This is a genomic window from Cytobacillus oceanisediminis (assembly GCF_007830235.1).
Lineage (GTDB): Bacteria > Bacillota > Bacilli > Bacillales > Cytobacillaceae > Cytobacillus > Cytobacillus oceanisediminis.
The window spans coordinates 68145-87194 of sequence record NZ_VLKI01000007.1; the positions used below are offsets into that span (position 1 = coordinate 68145).

Annotated in this window: 13 protein-coding genes; all 13 read left to right on the top strand. The window is 40.9% G+C overall.

Annotation, left to right across the window (positions count from 1 at the left end):
* Nucleotides 1–263: 263 nt before the first annotated feature.
* The 13 genes from nirB (IQ19_RS13405) (at nt 264) to IQ19_RS13465 (ending at nt 18931) form a co-directional block, all read left to right on the top strand.
* Nucleotides 264–2624 carry a nitrite reductase large subunit NirB gene (gene nirB, locus IQ19_RS13405; RefSeq protein ID WP_144542904.1) on the top strand — a complete coding sequence of 787 codons (2361 nt, stop codon included), beginning with the start codon at nt 264–266 and terminating at the stop codon, nt 2622–2624.
* A gap of 32 nt (nt 2625–2656) precedes the next feature.
* Nucleotides 2657–4798, top strand: coding sequence for an assimilatory nitrate reductase catalytic subunit NasC (nasC, locus tag IQ19_RS13410; RefSeq protein ID WP_144542905.1), 2142 nt, complete (start codon nt 2657–2659; stop codon nt 4796–4798).
* Nucleotides 4799–4858: 60 nt separating this feature from the next.
* A complete protein-coding gene (gene nirB / locus IQ19_RS13415) occupies nt 4859–7273 on the top strand; it encodes a nitrite reductase large subunit NirB (RefSeq protein ID WP_144542906.1) in 2415 nt (804 codons plus the stop codon).
* Between the two features lie 24 nt (nt 7274–7297).
* Nucleotides 7298–7624, top strand: coding sequence for a nitrite reductase small subunit NirD (nirD, locus tag IQ19_RS13420; RefSeq protein ID WP_144542907.1), 327 nt, complete (start codon nt 7298–7300; stop codon nt 7622–7624).
* 27 nt (nt 7625–7651) lie between these two features.
* Nucleotides 7652–8467: a uroporphyrinogen-III synthase gene (locus IQ19_RS13425; RefSeq protein ID WP_144542908.1), complete on the top strand. Its 816-nt coding sequence runs from the start codon at nt 7652–7654 to the stop codon at nt 8465–8467.
* A 23-nt stretch (nt 8468–8490) separates the two neighbouring features.
* A complete protein-coding gene (gene cobA, locus IQ19_RS13430; RefSeq protein ID WP_144542909.1) occupies nt 8491–9972 on the top strand; it encodes a uroporphyrinogen-III C-methyltransferase in 1482 nt (493 codons plus the stop codon).
* Between the two features lie 211 nt (nt 9973–10183).
* Entirely contained in the window at nt 10184–11191 is a 1008-nt protein-coding gene (locus IQ19_RS13435) for a LacI family DNA-binding transcriptional regulator (RefSeq protein ID WP_144542910.1), read from the top strand.
* An 80-nt stretch (nt 11192–11271) separates the two neighbouring features.
* Nucleotides 11272–12504, top strand: a complete 1233-nt coding sequence (locus IQ19_RS13440; RefSeq protein WP_144542911.1) for an ABC transporter substrate-binding protein — start codon at nt 11272–11274, stop codon at nt 12502–12504.
* Between the two features lie 204 nt (nt 12505–12708).
* Entirely contained in the window at nt 12709–13572 is an 864-nt protein-coding gene (locus IQ19_RS13445; protein WP_144542912.1) for a carbohydrate ABC transporter permease, read from the top strand.
* Nucleotides 13572–14393 carry a carbohydrate ABC transporter permease gene (locus IQ19_RS13450; protein ID WP_144542913.1) on the top strand — a complete coding sequence of 274 codons (822 nt, stop codon included), beginning with the start codon at nt 13572–13574 and terminating at the stop codon, nt 14391–14393. Before IQ19_RS13445 ends, IQ19_RS13450 begins: the two co-directional genes overlap by 1 nt.
* Before the next feature lie 228 nt (nt 14394–14621).
* Complete coding sequence (locus tag IQ19_RS13455) at nt 14622–16307, top strand: glycoside hydrolase family 13 protein (protein WP_144542914.1); 1686 nt, start codon at nt 14622–14624, stop codon at nt 16305–16307.
* A 63-nt stretch (nt 16308–16370) separates the two neighbouring features.
* A complete protein-coding gene (locus IQ19_RS13460) occupies nt 16371–17993 on the top strand; it encodes a glycoside hydrolase family 13 protein (protein ID WP_144542915.1) in 1623 nt (540 codons plus the stop codon).
* Nucleotides 17994–18118: 125 nt separating this feature from the next.
* On the top strand, nt 18119–18931 hold the full coding sequence (locus IQ19_RS13465; protein ID WP_242020998.1) for a protein phosphatase 2C domain-containing protein: 813 nt from the start codon (nt 18119–18121) through the stop codon (nt 18929–18931).
* The last annotated feature ends 119 nt before the right edge of the window (nt 18932–19050 follow it).

Below are 19050 nucleotides of genomic sequence, written 5' to 3' on the forward strand. Positions count from 1 at the left end.
AATGATTATGTAAGGTTTTCTTACATGATTCAAAATTCCTGTTTCCATCTACACCCATTGATGTCAGCTGGATTAAACGCTTACATATCAATAAAAATAAGTAAAAACGTAGCATAAAAAGTATATCTGCAAGATGGGGCAAAAGTTTTGTAATGATAAAAATAATCAAAAAGTTATGTTAATTATAAAACCCATGTGATATTATCTAACGTAACAAAAATAAAAATATAGAAAGGTGGGAATCAAGTTGCTGGAGGGTTACGATGGCTAAAGAAAAACTAGTTCTTATTGGAAATGGAATGGCAGGAATTCGCTGTGTAGAGGAAATCCTCCATCATGATCCCGGCAGGTTTTCCATTTCGGTTTTCGGAAGTGAAAAGCATCTAAATTACAATCGCATCTTATTGTCTTCTATCCTGCAAGGGAAGTCTTCCATTGAAAATCTGACAATCCATAAATCTGATTGGTATGTGAAAAATCAAATCGAATTATTCAAAAATGAAACAGTTATGAAGTTGAACACTGCGAAAAAGAAAATTACCACAAATAAAAATCGGAAAGTCTCCTATGACAGGCTTATATTGGCTACCGGCTCTACTCCTTATGTCCCGCCGCTTCCTGGCTGCAGCAAAGAAGGAGTAATGACATTCCGTACAATAGAAGATTGCAGGCAAATCATTCATTTATCAAAAAAAGGTGAAAATGCCGTAGTACTTGGGGGAGGCTTGCTGGGATTGGAGGCTGCCCAAGGCCTTATCCATTTAGGAATGGATGTCCATGTTGTCCATAATGAAGCAAGAATCATGAATAAACAGCTGGACTCTAAAGCAGCAAATCTTTTGCAAAGATCGCTTGAGGAACAGGGCATAAATTTCTTATTGGAGAAGGAAACATTGTCCTTTGAAGGAAGCAGCCGTGTCGAAAGAGTTATTTTTAAAGATAGAACAGAACTTCCGGCTGATCTGGTGATTATAGCAGCCGGTGTCAGGCCTAATATTAAGCTTGCGCATGATTGTGGAATAAAAACGAATCGGGGAATAATGGTTAATGATTTTATGCAAACGAGTATCCCTGATATTTATGCTGTCGGTGAATGTGCTGAACATAGAGGGATGGTTTACGGACTTGTAAAGCCGCTGTATGAGCAGGGAAAGGTACTGGCGAAACATATCTGCGGAAAGTTTACTGAGGAATATAAAGGTTCCATTTTATCTTCGAAGCTGAAGATATCCGGAACGGATGTATTTTCTGCAGGAGAGCTTTTTGAAAAAGGCTATAAAAAAGCTTTGACTTTATATGACGAAGATGAACAAACGTATAAAAAAATTGTTTTTAAGCATAACAAAATGGCTGGATTTTTATTAATGGGTGACATAAAAGACCATGTAAGGTTATTGGACATGATGGAGAAGAAGAAAGACTTTTCCGATGAAGAAAAGCTGCTTCTTTTGAATTCTTCTAAAAAGGAATACAGCATAAGTTCAATGGCTCAAACCAGTATCGTTTGCAACTGTAATGGTGTCACAAAAAAGGCAATTGCAGAAGCTGTTTTAACAAAAGGGCTGAAGACAGCAGAAGAAGTGAAAGAATGTACAAAGGCTTCTGGCACATGCGGAGGATGCAAGCCGCTGGTCGAAGAGCTTCTGCACTATATAAAAAGCGATGACTTCCATGAAGATATCGAACCTGACACATTATGCACGTGTACAGATCTATCAGAAGAAGAGGTTGTAGAGAAGATACAGCTTCGCGGATTGCGAAGTGTAGAAGGGATATTTACAGATCTTGGTTGGCGCAAAGAAAATGGCTGCCCCATCTGTGTGCCTGCTTTGCATTATATCCTGCGAATGACAGTTCCCGATTATGAGGGAGATGGCCAATCTGTCTTTGCTGGTGAAACACACAACGCAGTTAGGGAGGCAAACGGCACCTATACAATTAAACCGCAAATATATTTGGGAGAAACGAATAGCAGTCAATTGCAAAAAATAGCAGCCGTGGCTGAACAATACAGTATACCGGAAATAGTCCTCAGCAATGACGGACGGATCATGCTAAAAGGAATCCAAGAGGAAGATTTGCAGAGAATATGGCAGTCCTTAGACATGAAATTAATCCCTATACATGAGCATAATTCTGTCAGCATCACCTTGCTTACCGGTTTCAAAGGCTGTGGCTGTGAAAATGGTACTTCAAAGAAACTGGCTGTCCAGCTTCAGAAAAAAACGGAATACCTAGTATCTCCGAACCGGCTGGAAATTGGAATCGCTTCTTGCATCCATGGCAGCGCAGGCTTTGGTGTTAAGGATATTGGGGTCATCAAACTTAGACATTGCTGGGAAATCTATATCGGCGGAAATGCAGGAATCCAATTAAAAGCTGGAGAGCTTCTGGCTATTGCTTCAACGGAGAAGGAAGCGGAAGAGGTGATTTGCACATTGGTTCAATATTTCAGGGAATCCGCCAAATATTTGGAGAGCGTTTCGGAATGGACAGAAAGGATTGGGCTTATACACCTGCGGGAAGTGGTGTTTGATTTGGAACTAAGAAAACTCTTAATCCAGCGCCTTGTAGAAGATTCATATAATTGCCGCCATAAGTTACCCGTTTTTGTAAAACAATAAATGAACATATGAAAGGCGGAAAGGAATGAGCTATGACAGAACTGCTATTAAAATATTTCCGAGCCAAGCAGCAGGAAGGTCAAACAGAGAAAGTTTATGATACACAATGTCCTTTCTGCAGTATGCAATGCAAAAAACAGGTAATTGAACAGTCTATTGTAACAAGGAAGCAATATCGGGTTCTTGGAAAAGCAAATCCTACATCACATGGACGTTTATGTATAAAAGGGTTGAATGCCCATCAGCATGCCCTGCACCCTGAACGCCTCAAATATCCGCTTCAGAAAGTCGACGGGAAATTCGAACAGGTGTCATGGGATAAAGCCATGGGGATTATTAAGGAAAAGTTCCAAGTAATTCAATCTGAGCATGGATTAAATGCTTTGTCCGTGTATGGCGGAGGCTCTTTAACCAATGAAGCAGCTTATCTTCTGGGCAAATTTGCGAGAGTTGCATTAAGGACGAAATATATTGATTATAATGGGCGGTTCTGCATGTCTTCGGCTGCATCGGCTGCCATTCATGCTTTCGGGCTGGACCGGGGAATGACGAATGGATTAAATGATATTCCGCTGGCTGAATGTATCATTCTGGCGGGAACCAATATTGCTGAATGCCAGCCAACACTTCTTCCTTATTTTGAGAAAGCGAAGGAGAACGGAGCTTTTATTATCGCCATTGATCCGCGGGAGACTGCCACAACTAAAATGGCAGACTTGCACTTAAAACCGAAGCCGGGCAGCGATGCAGCCTTGGCAAACGGGATTTTGAAGGCCCTGGTAGAAGAAAAAGAGATTGACCTTCCGTTTATAGAGGGGAGGACAAAAGGATTTGAAGAAATTAAGGCCTATTTAGGCACCCTTACGTTAGAAGAAGTTGAAGAATTGACAGGGGTACCTGCAAATCAAATTAGGAAAACGGCTATTATGTTTGGGAAAGCAGCAACCGGAATGATTTTTACAGCAAGGGGCGTTGAACAGCAAACAGATGGATACCACACTGTCCGCAATTTTTTAAATATTCTTTTAATAACAGGGAAAATTGGTATGCCTGGATGCGGCTATGGGGCAATCACGGGACAGGGAAACGGCCAGGGAGGACGGGAGCATGGCCTTAAAGCTGATCAGCTCCCCGGTTACCGTTCCATTGAAAATCCGGATCATCGCCATTATATCGCACGTGTTTGGAATATACGCGAAAGTGAATTGCCCGGCAAAGGTGTCTCTGCTTATGAAATGATGAATAAAATCGAGGATGGCGAGATAAAAGGAATGCTATTAATGGGCTCAAATCCCATCGTCTCTAACCCGAATGCAGACTTTGTGAAAAAAGCCCTGGAAAAACTCGACTTTCTTGTTGCTGCCGATATGTTTATTTCAGAAACAGCAATGCTGGCCGATTTGATCCTGCCGGTAACTTCTTATTTGGAAAACGAGGGAACGATGACGAATCTGGAAGGAAGAGTGCTGCTTCGCCCGGCAAGCAAGCCGTGTCCTGGAGAAGTAAAACATGATTGGCAAATCATTTGTGAGATTTCCAGAATGCTAGGGAAGGAAGATTATTTTTCTTTTTCTGGACCAGAAGAAATATTCAATGAACTAAGAGAAGCCAGCAGGGGAGGTACTGCCGATTATTACGGCATCAATTACGATCGTCTTAAAAAGGGGGAAGGAATTCTATGGCCTTGCCCGGATCCTGACCATAAAGGAACTGAAAGGCTTTTTGAAAATTCCTTTGCCCACGAAGACGGAAAAGCTGTGATGATACCTGTGTCCAATACATCTGAAATAGCAAAAGAGGCAACTGATGGGGAATATCCGCTGTTCCTTACGACAGGAAGAGTAATTTCCCATTATTTAACCGGAGTTCAGACAAGAAAAAGTCCATCACTAGCGGCAAGAAACTTTGAGTCTTTTGCTGAAATTCATCCGGAAACCGCTAAGAAGTTCGGCATTCAGAATAAGTCATTGATTAAGATTAAATCAAAAAAAGGCAGCATTATTGTTAGGAGCCAATGGACAGAAGATATCAGGCAGGATACCATTTTTGTTCCTTTTCATTGGGCTGAAAACCAAAATGTCAATCTCCTGGTATCGGATCAGCTCGATCCTGTTTGCCGTATGCCAGGTTTTAAAGTTACTGCGGTGAACGTAAGTCACTTAGAAAAACTATAAGTTTAATAGGAGATATTTTATTCTAATAAATTCAAATGATCGGGGAGGCTGTTTTTAAAAATGGAAAAGAAGAAATTGGTCCTTGTTGGGAATGGAATGGCTGGTGTCAGGGCAGTGGAAGAAATTTTAAGGGTCGCTCCGGAGAAGTTTGAAATTACGATATTTGGAAGTGAGCCCCATCCCAATTATAATCGCATTCTATTATCAAAAGTTTTACAGGGGGATACAGAAGTAAAGGATATTACCCTGAATGATTGGGATTGGTATGAAGCCAACAATATTAGATTATATACAGATGAAACGGTAGTGAAGGCAGATCCTGGCAGGAAGGTCGTCGTCTCAGATAAAGGAAGAATTGAACCATATGATGAGCTCATCCTTGCAACGGGGTCAGTGCCATTCATCCTTCCAATACCGGGAGCTGATAAGGAGGGAGTTACAGCTTTTCGGGATCTGGAGGATACCGATAAAATGCTGCAGGCTTCGAAAAAATATAAAAAGGCGGCTGTCATCGGCGGGGGATTGCTTGGTTTGGAGGCAGCAAGAGGCTTATTAAATTTAGGCATGGAAGTATCTGTGATTCATATCTCCCCTTATTTAATGGAAAGACAGCTGGACGAAACAGCAGGAAAGCTATTACAAAAAGAACTTGAAAAACAGGGAATGAACTTTTTACTTGAAAAACAAACACAGGCCATTATCGGAAATGAACGGGTGGAAGGCTTGACCTTCAGTGACGGTACTGTGCTGGAAGCTGATTTGGTTGTAATGGCTGTTGGAATCCGTCCGAATATTAAACTTGCGCAGGAAAGTGGATTACAAGTGAATCGTGGCATTGTGGTAAATGATTTTCTCGAAACGAGTATTCCCCATATTTATTCAGTCGGAGAATGTGCCGAGCATAATGGTATTCCATATGGTCTGGTCGCCCCTCTATATGAACAGGGGAAAGTGCTGGCCAAACATATTTGCGGGGTGGAAACAGCCCCTTATAAAGGTTCTGTTCTTTCAACCCAGCTCAAAGTATCAGGTGTGGAAGTATTCTCTGCAGGAGATTTTTTAGAAGATAAAGAGAAAAAAGCCTTAAAAGTATTTGATGACCATGAAGGTGTCTATAAGAAAATAGTCTTTCGTGGAAATCTGATCGTAGGAGCGGTTCTTTTTGGAGACAGCCATGAAGGAAATCGTCTTTTCTCCCTGATTAAAAAGCAGGCCGATATCTCTGAAACTGCGAAGGTCTCCCTATTACAGCCGGTTGGCCAGGATACGGGAGATAGCCTGGTCGCCGAAATGAGCAGCGAAGAAATAGTGTGCGGATGCAATGGTGTTTCAAAAGGCACGATCATTGAAGCCATTCAAGCTGAAGGATGCACAACAGTAGATCAAATTAAAGCCTGTACAAGTGCTTCCCGTTCCTGCGGAGGCTGTAAACCGCTGGTAGCTGATTTGCTTCAGCATTCGCTTGGAGCAGAGTTTGATCAAACCATCCAAAAAGAAGCGATCTGCAGCTGTACTTCATTATCGAGGGATGAAGTAGTTGAAGGAATACGATCAAAAGGGCTAACCCATGTAAAGGAAGTAATGAATGTCCTGGGCTGGGTTTCTGAAGAAGGTTGTTCCAAATGCCGTCCAGCCATCAATTATTATTTGGGAATGGTTCATCCAACCCGATATGAGGATGAACGGGAATCTCGGTATGTAAATGAAAGAATGCATGCCAATATACAAAAAGACGGCACCTATTCAGTGGTTCCAAGGATGTACGGCGGGGTAACGAATTCGAAAGATTTGCGCAAGATTGCCGATGTTGTTGATAAATATGAAATTCCTTTAGTAAAGGTAACGGGGGGCCAACGGATTGATTTATTCGGTGTAAAAAAAGAAGATTTGCCTAAAGTATGGTCCGACTTGGATATGCCATCAGGCTATGCGTATGGAAAATCGCTTCGTACTGTCAAAACTTGTGTCGGCGAGCAATTCTGCCGTTTCGGAACCCAGGATTCAATGGGGGTTGGGGTAGCATTGGAAAAGAAATTTGAAGGATTGCAGACTCCCCATAAAGTCAAAATGGCAGTATCCGCTTGCCCAAGAAGCTGTGCTGAGTCAGGGTTTAAGGATATCGGTTTTATTGGCATAGACGGCGGCTGGGAAATCTATGTGGGCGGCAATGGAGGCACCCATGTAAGAGGCGGAGATTTGCTTTATAAAGTGAAGACAGATGAAGAATTGATGGAAATCACAGGTGCTTACCTTCAATACTACAGAGAAACGGCCAGTTATTTGGAACGTACCTCCGCGTGGGTTGACCGTGTAGGTCTGGCACATATCCAGTCGGTCCTGGATGATAAAGAGAAGCGCAAAGAATTAAATGCCCGGATGGATGAGGCGCTATCAGTATACAAAGATCCTTGGAAAGAGATTATCAATAACAATAAAACAAAAAATGAGTTATTTGAAAGTCTTGTAAGATCATAAATCATAGGATTGGAGGAGTTTCCATTGTTAAATAAAAGTGTTGTCAAGGTTCTGATAGGCTCTATGCATGAATTGCCGGAAAAACTGGGAAAAACGGTTAAAGTCAATGGAACTGATATTGCTGTGTTCAGATTATCTAATGGCAAAATCCGTGCAATAGAAAATAGATGTCCCCATAAAGGCGGTGTACTGACTGAGGGCTTGGTCAGCGGAGATTCTGTTTTTTGCCCCATGCATGATTGGAAAATTTGTCTGGAAGACGGCAAAGTGCAAGCTCCTGATACAGGGTGTGTTCAAACTTATAAAACAGTTGTTGAGAATGGCACAGTCTATCTTATAATAGAAGAATAAAAGAAGATTAGGCTGGAGGTTTTTTGGATGAAAAAGCTGGAGGGAAAGCGAATTGCTATCCTTGGATCAAGAAAAATAGAAGAAATAAGCAAAATCGTTGAAAATCTGGGGGGTATCGCTGTAAGCAGACCTGCGCAAGGTACATCCTTGCGAGTAGATACCAAATTAAAAGAGCATATACAACGGATTACAGCAGGCAAGTTTGATTGGATTATCTTTACCACTGGTATAGGTGTGGAGACCTTGTATAATACAGCTTTAGAAATGGGGATAGGAGAAGAGTTTATTGAGACTCTGCATAATACAAGAATTGCTGCGCGAGGCTATAAAACGGTTAATTTGCTAAAAAAGCTGGGACTATCACCTGAAGTCCGGGATGACGATGGAAGTACCGCAGGGCTGGTGCGCAGCCTAGCAGCTTATTCTTTACAGAAAAGCAATGTGGCTCTTCAGCTTCATGGCGACCCTGCACCAAGGCTAATCCAGTGGCTGGACGAACAGCATGCTCAATATGAAGAAATTCTTCCGTATATCCACAATCCGCCGGAAACGGAAGTAATGGAAAGACTTCTTTCTGAGCTGCTTGAAGGAAAACTGGAAGCTGCGGTTTTTACGAGTACTCCACAGGTTCGTCATTTAATTCAATATGCACGTAAACAGGATGCCGAAAATCAATTGAAAAGGGCTTTCTCCGATAAAGTTATTGCTTTGGCAGTCGGTAAGGTAACCGCACAAGCTTTATATGATGAAGGAATAAATCGGGTGATTTTCCCCAAGGTGGAGAGAATGGGCAGTGCTATTGTAGAACTGGCCAATTACTACCAGATGAATACCGGCGATTAAAAAGAAGGCAAAGGGGTGGGGACTTGAAAAAAGGTAAGGTATTTCTTGTAGGAGCAGGTCCTGGGGATGAAGGCTTGATGACAATTAAAGGGTTAAAAGCAATTCAGCAAGCAGATGTTATTTTATATGACCGGCTTATAAATCCCAGATTATTAGAGTATGCCCCTTCCCATTGTGAGTTGATTTATTGCGGGAAATTTCCGCAGCAGCATTTACTTAAACAGGAATTAATCAATGATTTTCTCATTCAAAAAGCAATGGACGGATGCAGCGTTGTCCGCTTAAAAGGCGGTGACCCGGGAGTTTTTGGCAGAGTCGGCGAGGAAGCCGAAGCGCTTGTAACAAATGAAATTCCTTTTGAAATTGTTCCGGGAGTATCCTCCGGAATTGCGGCACCTTTATATGCAGGCATCCCTGTTACACATCGCGAATATGGTGTTTCCTTTGCGGTGGTAACTGCGCATGACAAATCGAAGGAAGGGAAGCCCAATATCGATTGGGCCGGATTAGTTGCTAGTGTCGATACCATTGCCTTTTATATGGGTGTATCCAACATCTCCTTTATTGCTGAAAATCTTATCCTGCATGGAAAACCGGAAGAAACCCCGGTCATTCTTATCCAATGGGGGACGTATGGAAGGCAGCAGACAGTGCAAGGAACACTGAGGAATATTGCAAAAAAAGTGAAGGAGACAGGAATTAAAAATCCTGCTATTACTTTAGTTGGTGATATTGTTTCTGTAAGGGATAAATTAAAATGGTTTGAAAAAAAGCCTTTGTATGGAAGGCAAATTCTTTTAGCTCGTACCGGTACCGCTAAAAGCCTTGTAGCGGAAATGTTAAAAGATCAGGGTGCCGATGTCATTGAATTTCCGAAGTGGGCTAAAAAAGAAGTTCAGATAAATGAAACCATCCTTAATCAATTATTTATGTATGAGCGGATTTTATTCACCTCGCCTGAGAGCATCAATGAGTTTTTTGATTTATTGATTAGCAGAAAAATAGATATTAGAAACCTGCACGCAACAATTTACTGTTTGTCTAAAAAATCGTTAAAGGTCTTAATGGAGCGTGGATTATCTGGTCATCTGGCGGATGATATGAATCATTGCGGAGGGCTTTTAATTATTGGTAACCGGAAAATGGATGAAAATAGAGGCTATTATCTTGACCGTTATGGAAAACATGATATTTTCCAGACCAGCGAAACAATCCTAGATGAAGCTTTTGTTCCTGTGGTAAAAAATATGCTTATGGAAGCTTCACTTGATACAATCGTATTTCCAAGCAGTTCCTCTGTGGATGCCTTTATCGAAAATGGAAGTCCATATGGTATAGTGGCAGAAGAAATCTTAAAAAACTTAACGATCGTTTGCATGGGAAGCAGTTCGGAGAAGCGAATCAGGGAGTTTGGGTTTGAGCCCGATTCTATCCCTGCAGAACCATGTCCATCTAAGTTGCTGGAGGTATTAATTCTAAATAAAATGCGGGAAAAAGTTATTTGAACATTATAAAACGATAAATGGTTTCTATTCCGGCCCGTACAAAAATGAGGGTCGGTTTTTTAACTTTTAATTATGGGGTTAGAAGCTAATTTAAATTATTTCACAATTTTTTCACCAAATGATATTGAAAGGGTTTTCACCACGTGCTATTATTACTTACGTAAACGTTTTCGTCACATATCAAAAAAAGTAGAATCAAAGTAGGTGGGATATGTCCTATACCATCAAAGATGTTGCCAAGAAAGCAAATGTTTCTATTGCAACGGTTTCAAGAATCTTGAATGGCCAAGGCGGCTACTCGGAAAAAACCAAATCAAAGGTTTTGCAAGTAATTGAAGAGCTGGGCTACCAGCCAAATGCGGTCGCAAGAGGATTGATTAATAAAAGAACCCATACTATCGGCGTTTTATTTCCTAAATTATCCAGTTCCCTTGTTACAGATTTACTGGATGGAATAGAAAAGGCCGCAAATGATAACGGTTCCAGTGTAATCGTCTGCCATACAGAATCAAATGGCGAAAAAACGATAAAATACCTTCAGTTACTGATTGAAAAGCGTGTAGATGGGATCATTTTCGCAAGTGAAATTTTAAAAGAGGAATATCATCAGTACATTACAAAATCAAAGATGCCGCTGATCCTTCTCTCAACTGAGTCCTATGCCTATCCAGTTCCGTTTGTGAAGGTAAATGATTATCATGCTTCTTACTCAGCTGCTAAGTATTTAATGGATAAGGGCCATACAAAGATTGGGATGATCAGCGGAAACAAGGAGGATATAATCGCCGGGAAGCCGAGGATAGAAGGGTTTCAAAAAGCTCTGTCAGATCACAATATTCCCCTGGATGACCGAAATATTGTTTTTAGCAGAGGGTTTACATTTCCTGACGGAGTCGAAGGCCTAAAGAAATTATTGGACCAGTTTCCAGATGTAACGGCAATATTTGGGGCTAGTGATGAGATTGCCATCGGTGCTTTATCTGCAGCCTACCAGCTGGGAATAAAGGTACCTGAAGATCTGTCGGTTATGGGGTATGATAACTTGCAGCTAGCCGAAATGTCTATTCCGCCGCTGACTACTGTTGGACAGCCGCTGGCCAAAATGGGTGAAACAGCAGCTAAAATGCTATTAAAAATGCTGGAAACAGGTGAAGTACCTGAGAGCAGAATAATGCCGCATAAAATCATTGAAAGATTGAGTGTGAAAGAGAGGAAATAAGAACTCTCTTTTTCTTAGATCATTTACGTAAACGTTTACGTAAATGAACCAAAATTATAATCATTTAGGGGGAAAAAAACATGTTTAAAAAAATGACTGCGGGTGTGATGGCTTTAACATTGGGTGCCTCTTTATTAGCGGGATGCTCGTCAGGCGGGGCCGATGACGGAAAGGTAACACTTGAGCTTTTCTCAAACAAAGTTGAAAGCATTGACACATATAAGAGTTTAATTAAAGAATTCGAAGCACAAAATCCTGATATTAAAATTAAACTGGATGCACCGCCTGAAGCTGAAACCGTATTAAAAACACGTCTTACTAAAAATGACCTTCCTGATATCATGTCCATCGCAGGAAATGCTACTTACGGTGAATTAGGCCGTGCGGGTGTTCTGGAGGATTTTTCAGGAATTGACCTGACAAAGACCGTACAGCCATCTTACATTGATATGGTAAATCGTTTGGTTGGACCTGAGGGAGAGGGAACTTACGGCCTTCCATACGCAACGAATGCGAATGCAGTTATCTACAATAAAGCAAAATTTGAAGAGCACGGACTTGAAGTTCCAGCAACTTGGGATGAATTTATCGCCAGCCTTGAAAAGGTGAAAGCAGCAGGAGATACACCTATTTACTTTACTTTAAAGGATGCATGGACAGGCATGATTGCTTGGAATTCCCTTGGTGCAAATGTTGCCGGTGAAGATTTTGCAGAAAAGAAAAATGCCGGAGAAGCAACATTCGTGGAAAACTATGATGAAGTGGCAGACAAAATGGCTACTTTAGTCCAATATGGCCACAAAGATAATATGGGAGTTGCTTATGGCGATGGAAATAATGCATTTGCCAACGGAAAATCTGTTTTCTATCTTCAAGGAAACTGGGCTATTCCTGAAATCTTAAAAGCAAATCCTGAAATGGAGCTTGGTGTATTCCCAATGCCGGTAACAAATGATCCTGAACAAAACAAACTCGTTTCTGGTGTTGACGTTCTTCTAGCGGTTAGTGAAGAGACTGAACACAATGAAGAAGCTATGAAATTTGTTGAATTTATGATGACAAAAGAAACCGCTCAAAAGTACATTGATGAGCAAAAGGCATTCTCCGCCATTGAAGGCGTATATCAGGAAAACCCTGTTTTTGAGGGCATCAAAGCTAACTTTGAAACTGGAGCGATTACAAGCTTCCCGGATCACTACTATCCAGCAGGCATGGGGGCTGAAAACCTTGTTCAGGAATTCTTAATCAAGAAAGATAAAGAGAAGTTCTTGAAAAAAATGGACAGCGAGTGGGAAAAAGTCCAAAATCGCTAATGGCTAGGAGCCAGGGGGTCTTACGGGATTCCCTGGCTTTCTAAAAACTTTTAAATCCTCTCAAGTTAGACTTTGTCTAGCTCCAGGCGCATTGCGCTTTTCAAAAAGGCTATGTTAGAGCTCATTTATGATTTTGGCACCCTGTTGATTGGAGCGGAAATCGACGGGCAAGTTTAACAGAGCCTTAAAAAAGGAGTTGTCATAATGAAAAAGAAAAATAGTGTGTTTCTCATCATAACGATACCTGCCTTTCTCCTTTTCTTCATTTTTCATAGTTATCCAGCCTTGCAAGGGATTTTTTACAGCTTTACGGATTGGAAAGGGTATGGAGATTGGAACTTCGTTGGATTAAAGAACTACCTGAATGTTTTTAAAGATGGACGTGCAGGGGATGCTTATCTATTTACCTTTAAATTTGCTATTGTATCTACCATTCTGGTAAATATAATTAGTCTTTTGGTTGCCATCGGGCTTAACTCGAAAATTAAATTTCACAAAACACTTCGGGCCATCTATTTTTTACCTTATATTCTTAGTATTTTAATAGTTGGCTTTATCTTTAATTTTATTTTTGCGCATTTTCTTCCGCAGATTGGTGATGCATTTGGATGGGAGTTTTTGACCCGAAATATTCTAGGAAATCCGGATTTGGCCTGGATCGGAATAGTCATCGTGGCAGTATGGCAAGCTGTTTCTTTTAATACGATTTTGTACCTTGCTGGTCTCGTTACGATATCAGAAGATTTATATGAAGCTGCAAGTATCGACGGTGCCGGTGTTTGGACAAAGTTCTGGAAAATTACATTTCCGCTGATTGCTCCTTTCTTTACGATTAATATGGTACTGTCACTGAAAAACTTCCTGATGGTGTTCGACCAGATTGTTGCCTTAACAGGCGGAGGCCCAGGAAAGTCAACAGAATCCATCTCCTTGCTTATTTACCGTGGAGGATTCGAAGGAGGAGAGTTCGCGTATCAATCAGCGAATGCTGTTATTTATTTTATCGTTATCATTGTCTTCTCTATCATTCAATTAAAATTCTTAAATAAAAGAGAGGTGGAAAACTAATGAATCGCAAAAAAACAAGCTGGCTGGTCACCACTTTCTTAATTTTAGGTTCATTGCTTATTCTTTTTCCACTATATTTAACGATCACAATCGCCTTCAAAACACCGCCTGAAATGGCCGGCAATTTATTGGCGCTTCCAAAATCATGGTCGTTTGATAACTTTGCAAAAGCAATTGAAATGACTAATTTTTTCAATGCATTTAAAAACAGTGCGTTTGTTACAATTTTTGTTGTCATTTTTACAGTACTGACAAATTCGCTCGTATCCTACGCCATTGCACGTAATCTTCACAAAAAGTTTTATAAGTTCCTATACTTCTACTTTTTAAGTGCGATGTTTATCCCGTTTCCGATTATCATGCTTCCGCTTGTGAAGCAGACTAGTTCATGGGGAATGGATAATCTGGTCGGGTTAATCATTCTGTATATTGTTTTCAATCTTTCCTTTAATGTATTTATCTACATTGGCTATATCAGAGCTATTCCAGTTGAGCTTGAAGAGGCAGCCATTATGGATGGTGCAAGCACTTGGGGAGTATTCTGGAAAGTTATTTTCCCTCTGCTTGCGCCAATGAATGCCACGGTAGCCATTATTACGAGTCTGGGTGCCTGGAACGACTTCATGCTGCCGCTCGTGCTTCTGAGCGACCGGGAAATGGCGACACTGCCGCTCGTGCAATATATATTCCAGGGCCAATTCAGCACAGATTATAATCTCGCATTTGCCTCCTATTTAATGGCACTTGCTCCAATGATCATCGTGTACATTTTTGCCCAAAAATGGATCATTAGCGGAGTAATGAAAGGTTCAATAAAATAAGAGTTGGCTGTGATAATGCTTATAATATTTCAGCACCCTGTTGATTGGAGTGGAAGGCGTGAGACTCCAGCGGGAGGAGCGTGTCAACGGGAGACCCCGCAGGCGCGAATGCGCCGAGGAGGCTCCCGGACCGCCCGTGGAAAGCGAACGCCTGGAACGGAAATCAACAGGCCTACTTAACAGACCCTAAAATAATATGAATCAATTTGTGGATCGGAGTTGTAAAAATTGAACAAAACATGGTGGAAAGAAAGCGTCATTTATCAAATCTATCCAAGAAGCTTTAACGATTCAAACGGAGACGGAATTGGCGATATCAATGGCATCACAGAAAAAATTCCTTACTTAAGTGAACTGGGAATCGATGTAATCTGGCTGTCGCCGGTTTACAAATCCCCTAACGATGATAATGGCTATGACATCTCAGATTACCGCAATATCATGGATGAATTCGGAACAATGCAGGACTTTGACCGCATGCTGGCTAAAGCACATGAGCACGGCATTAAAATCATGATGGATCTTGTTGTCAATCACTCAAGTGACGAGCACCAATGGTTCCAGGAATCACGTAAATCCAAAGATAACCCTTACAGAGATTATTATATCTGGAAAAAGACAGACAATGGAGAGCCTCCAACCAACTGGGGCGCTGCGTTTGGCGGAAGTGTATGGGAATTTGAAGAACAAACAGGCGAATATTATTTGCATCTTTTCAGCAAAAAACAGCCTGATCTTAATTGGGAAAATCCTGTTCTAAGAAATGAAGTCTATGAAATGATGCGCTATTGGCTTGATAAAGGCATCGATGGGTTCCGAATGGATGTCATCAACTTCATTTCCAAAGATACAAGCTATCCGCAGGGAGAGATCCGTGAAGGTCATAAATATGGGAACGGAAGCAAGCATTATATGAATGGACCGAGAATCCACGAATTTCTGCAAGAAATGAATAAAGAAGCACTTAGAGATTATGATACGATTACGGTTGGCGAGATGCCAGGTGTTACAGTCGAAGAAGGCAAGCTTTACACAGGGGAAGACCGAAATGAGTTAAATATGGTGTTCCATTTTGAACATGTCGGGCTAGGTGACGGCCAATACGGCAAATGGGATCCCCGTCCATGGAAACTAACGGAACTAAAAGAAATTTTCACAAAGTGGCAAAAGGGCCTTGAAAATGATGGCTGGAATAGCTTGTACTGGAGCAACCACGACCAGCCGCGGGCCATTTCCAGATGGGGAAATGGCTCCGATGAATATCGTGTTGTTTCAGGGAAGATGCTTGCTACCTGCCTTCATATGATGCAGGGCACTCCATATATTTACCAGGGTGAAGAAATCGGCATGACGAACGTCAATTTCAATGATATCAACGATTACCGTGATATTGAAACATTAAATGCATACCGTGATCTAACTCCGGATTCATTGACTCACGAAGAAATTTTTAAAGGAATCCATGAGCGGAGCCGTGATAATGCCAGAACACCGGTCCAATGGGATGGCAGCCCTAATGCAGGTTTTACAACTGGAACGCCTTGGATCAATGTAAATCCTAATTATGAAGAGATTAATGCAGAAGCTGTATTAAAAGATGAAGAATCAATCTTCCATTATTATAAAAAGCTCATTCAATTAAGAAAGCAAAATGAAGTCATTGTGTACGGAACATTTGACTTAGTCATGGAAGAAGATGAGCAAATCTTTGCTTTTACAAGAACACTAGGCGAAGACCAGCTGCTTGTCATGTGCAATTTCAGCGGGGAAACTCCTATATTTAAGCTGCCGGAGACTTTAAGTTATTCTTTTAAAGAATTATTGATTTCAAATCTAAATGTGAATGAAAATGAATCAATTGATGAATTAACGCTTAAACCTTATGAGGCAAGAGTATATCGATTAAAGAAATAATGAGAGGGCCTTTAAAAGGCCCTTTTTTACGAGTTACTAAAGTTTAATAAAGAGGTGTCCCCTGTGAATAAGAAGTGGTGGAAAGAAGCGGTTGTTTATCAAATTTACTGGAGAAGCTTTTTCGATTCCGATAGAGATGGCTATGGTGATATAAAAGGGATAATGGAGAAGCTCGATTATATTAAGGATCTTGGCATTGATGTAATCTGGCTGAATCCATTTTATAAATCCCCTGACCGAGATAATGGCTATGATATCTCGGACTATTATGGTGTGATGAATAGAGCAGGAGATATGGCGACTTTTGAAGAGTTGATCCAGGAAATCCATAGCCGCGGTTTAAAGGTGATAATGGATCTCGTCGTCAACCATACATCTGATCAGCATCCATGGTTTTCTGAATCCCGTTCTTCGAAAGATAACCCGAAAAGAGATTGGTATATTTGGGAAGATCCAAAGGGTGGCAGGGAGCCGAATAACTGGCGTTCCTATTTTGCGCCATCTTGTTGGGAGTGGGATGAGCCAACAGCCCAATATTATTATCATTCTTTTGCGGTAGAGCAGCCGGACCTTAACTGGAGAAACCCTGAACTTCGAAATGAAATTTACAAAATGATGAGATTTTGGCTTGATAAAGGGATTGATGGCTTCAGAATGGATGTTATTAATCTCCTGGCTAAAAAAGAAGATTTTTCAGATGCCGAGAATCCAAACAATATCAGCTATTTGGCCAATAATCCTGGTATTCATGACTATCTTCAGGAAATGCACAGGGAGGTTCTTCGGCATTATGATGTTATGACAGTCGGCGAGATTCCATTTGTCTCTCCTGAGGAAGGATTGCTTTATGTAGATGAGAGCCGGAATGAGCTAAATACTTTATTCCATTTCCAAGTAGCAGATGATATGCCAACCTGGGATATGCTTCGGTATAAGGAAATACAAACAAGCTGGTATGAAGGCCTTGAGCAAAGGGGCTGGAATTCGCAATTTCTTAACAATCATGACCACACAAGGCAAGTAACCCGCTACGGGAATGATCGTCATTACCGTGTTCAATCTGCCAAGCTGTTAGCAACAATGATTCATACGCTGCCTGGAACTCCTTATATTTTTCAGGGTGAAGAGATAGGAATGACAGGTGTCCGATTTGATTCTATTGAGGATTACAATGACATTGCCATGAAGAATAAATACCAGGAAGAAGTAACAAAAGGTCGCGACCCGCAGGAGGTTTTTGAAAGCTTGATTTTATTGAGCCGTGATAATTCCAGAACGCCTATGCAATGGAATGATGCTCCACAAGCAGGTTTTTCAAGTGGGGAACCATGGATTAAGGTGAATCCAAACTACAAGGAAATCAATGTGGAAGCTGCCCTAAATGACCCTGATTCCGTTTACTTTTATTATAAAAAGCTAATCGCCTTAAGAAAAGAAAACGACGTAATGGTGTACGGAGACTATAAGGATTTACTGCCTGATGATGAACATTTATATGTTTATTCACGCTCTTGCAAGGATGAAACATGGCTGATTGTCCTGAACCATTGTGACGTGGAGCAGGCATTCACTTTGGATGGCTTTACTAATAGGAAGCTTATCCTCTCAAATTACCAGCGTGATTTGGAAAAAGATGAAGAAGTACTGTTTCCGCATGAAGCGAGAATCTATCAAATCAAAAAATAAGCAATCGAAAAAGGGGACTGGAACAGTTCCCTTTTTCTTTGCTTAAACAATAAGAAAAATCTATATTGACAAAAATTTCAAATTGACTAGAATTATTGGAAACCAATTAAGAGGAGACAGACCCATTGAATAATATCTGCAAATTCCATGAGTATAGCTGGGTTGGAAGTAAGGAACCGTTCTTGGATGAAATAAGTATCCTGCATATTGGAAGAATGGTTTTAGGGCGATTTGGAGGGAACACTTCTGCAGGACAATATAAAAATGAAGACGGCTGCCTGCTATGGGCAAGTGAATACCATGATTGGGAATTTGTTGTTTTGTTGGATGCCCATACGACAGCACAAAGCGCAGAGCTGGTCATCGAAACGATTCAATCATTAAAAAACGAAATCAAAGGATTTATGTCTTTTTCAGCAGGTGAAGCATTTGATAAAATCGGTAAGCTTTTACTGGCTGTCTTTAATAGTCAAAATTTCAAAGATTCCTGTAGAAAGGTAAGAGGTGAGACAGCGTTTTTATGCACAGTGAGAAAAGGTTCATTTCTTTGGTGGCTTTCAGTTGGAGATTGTATTTTGCACTTATTTCATCCAGACCTCTTCCCATTCAAGGAGTTTCAGCAAAACCATCGAAGCTTTTACGAATGGATTGGGAGAGTCAACACTTTCGAACTGCCGGTTCCCTGTTATACCATGGGAACAAAAGAGCTAAGAAAAGGGGATAGTCTTATATTTCTTACAACAGATGGACTGACAGAATGCCCAAATACCAGTTTTTCTGATCCGCAGGAAATATTAAATGTCCTAAAAAAGGGAAAAAATGCGAATGGTGTAACTGAACTTTTAAAAATAATAAAAGAGAAAAATGCCCGTGATAGTACGACCATTATATCCTGGAATGTTGAATCTGAAAGGATAGGGAGCCATCCGGGCAGCTAAGTAACTCAGGGATAATAATTAAATAGGGAAAATATATCATTTCAGTTGAAACAACATGATCAACTAAACAGATCAACGAAGAAAGTGTCTAGGGCAAGAGGAAAATGGTAGTTAATCGA

Coding starts and splice junctions, on each gene's coding strand:
- IQ19_RS13435 (WP_144542910.1), top strand. CDS start 10,184: ATGTCCTATACCATCAAAGATGTTGCCAAGAAAGCAAATGTTTCTATT.
- IQ19_RS13425 (WP_144542908.1), top strand. CDS start 7,652: ATGAAAAAGCTGGAGGGAAAGCGAATTGCTATCCTTGGATCAAGAAAA.
- nirB (WP_144542904.1), top strand. CDS start 264: ATGGCTAAAGAAAAACTAGTTCTTATTGGAAATGGAATGGCAGGAATT.
- IQ19_RS13440 (WP_144542911.1), top strand. CDS start 11,272: ATGTTTAAAAAAATGACTGCGGGTGTGATGGCTTTAACATTGGGTGCC.
- IQ19_RS13450 (WP_144542913.1), top strand. CDS start 13,572: ATGAATCGCAAAAAAACAAGCTGGCTGGTCACCACTTTCTTAATTTTA.
- nasC (WP_144542905.1), top strand. CDS start 2,657: ATGACAGAACTGCTATTAAAATATTTCCGAGCCAAGCAGCAGGAAGGT.
- IQ19_RS13445 (WP_144542912.1), top strand. CDS start 12,709: ATGAAAAAGAAAAATAGTGTGTTTCTCATCATAACGATACCTGCCTTT.
- nirB (WP_144542906.1), top strand. CDS start 4,859: ATGGAAAAGAAGAAATTGGTCCTTGTTGGGAATGGAATGGCTGGTGTC.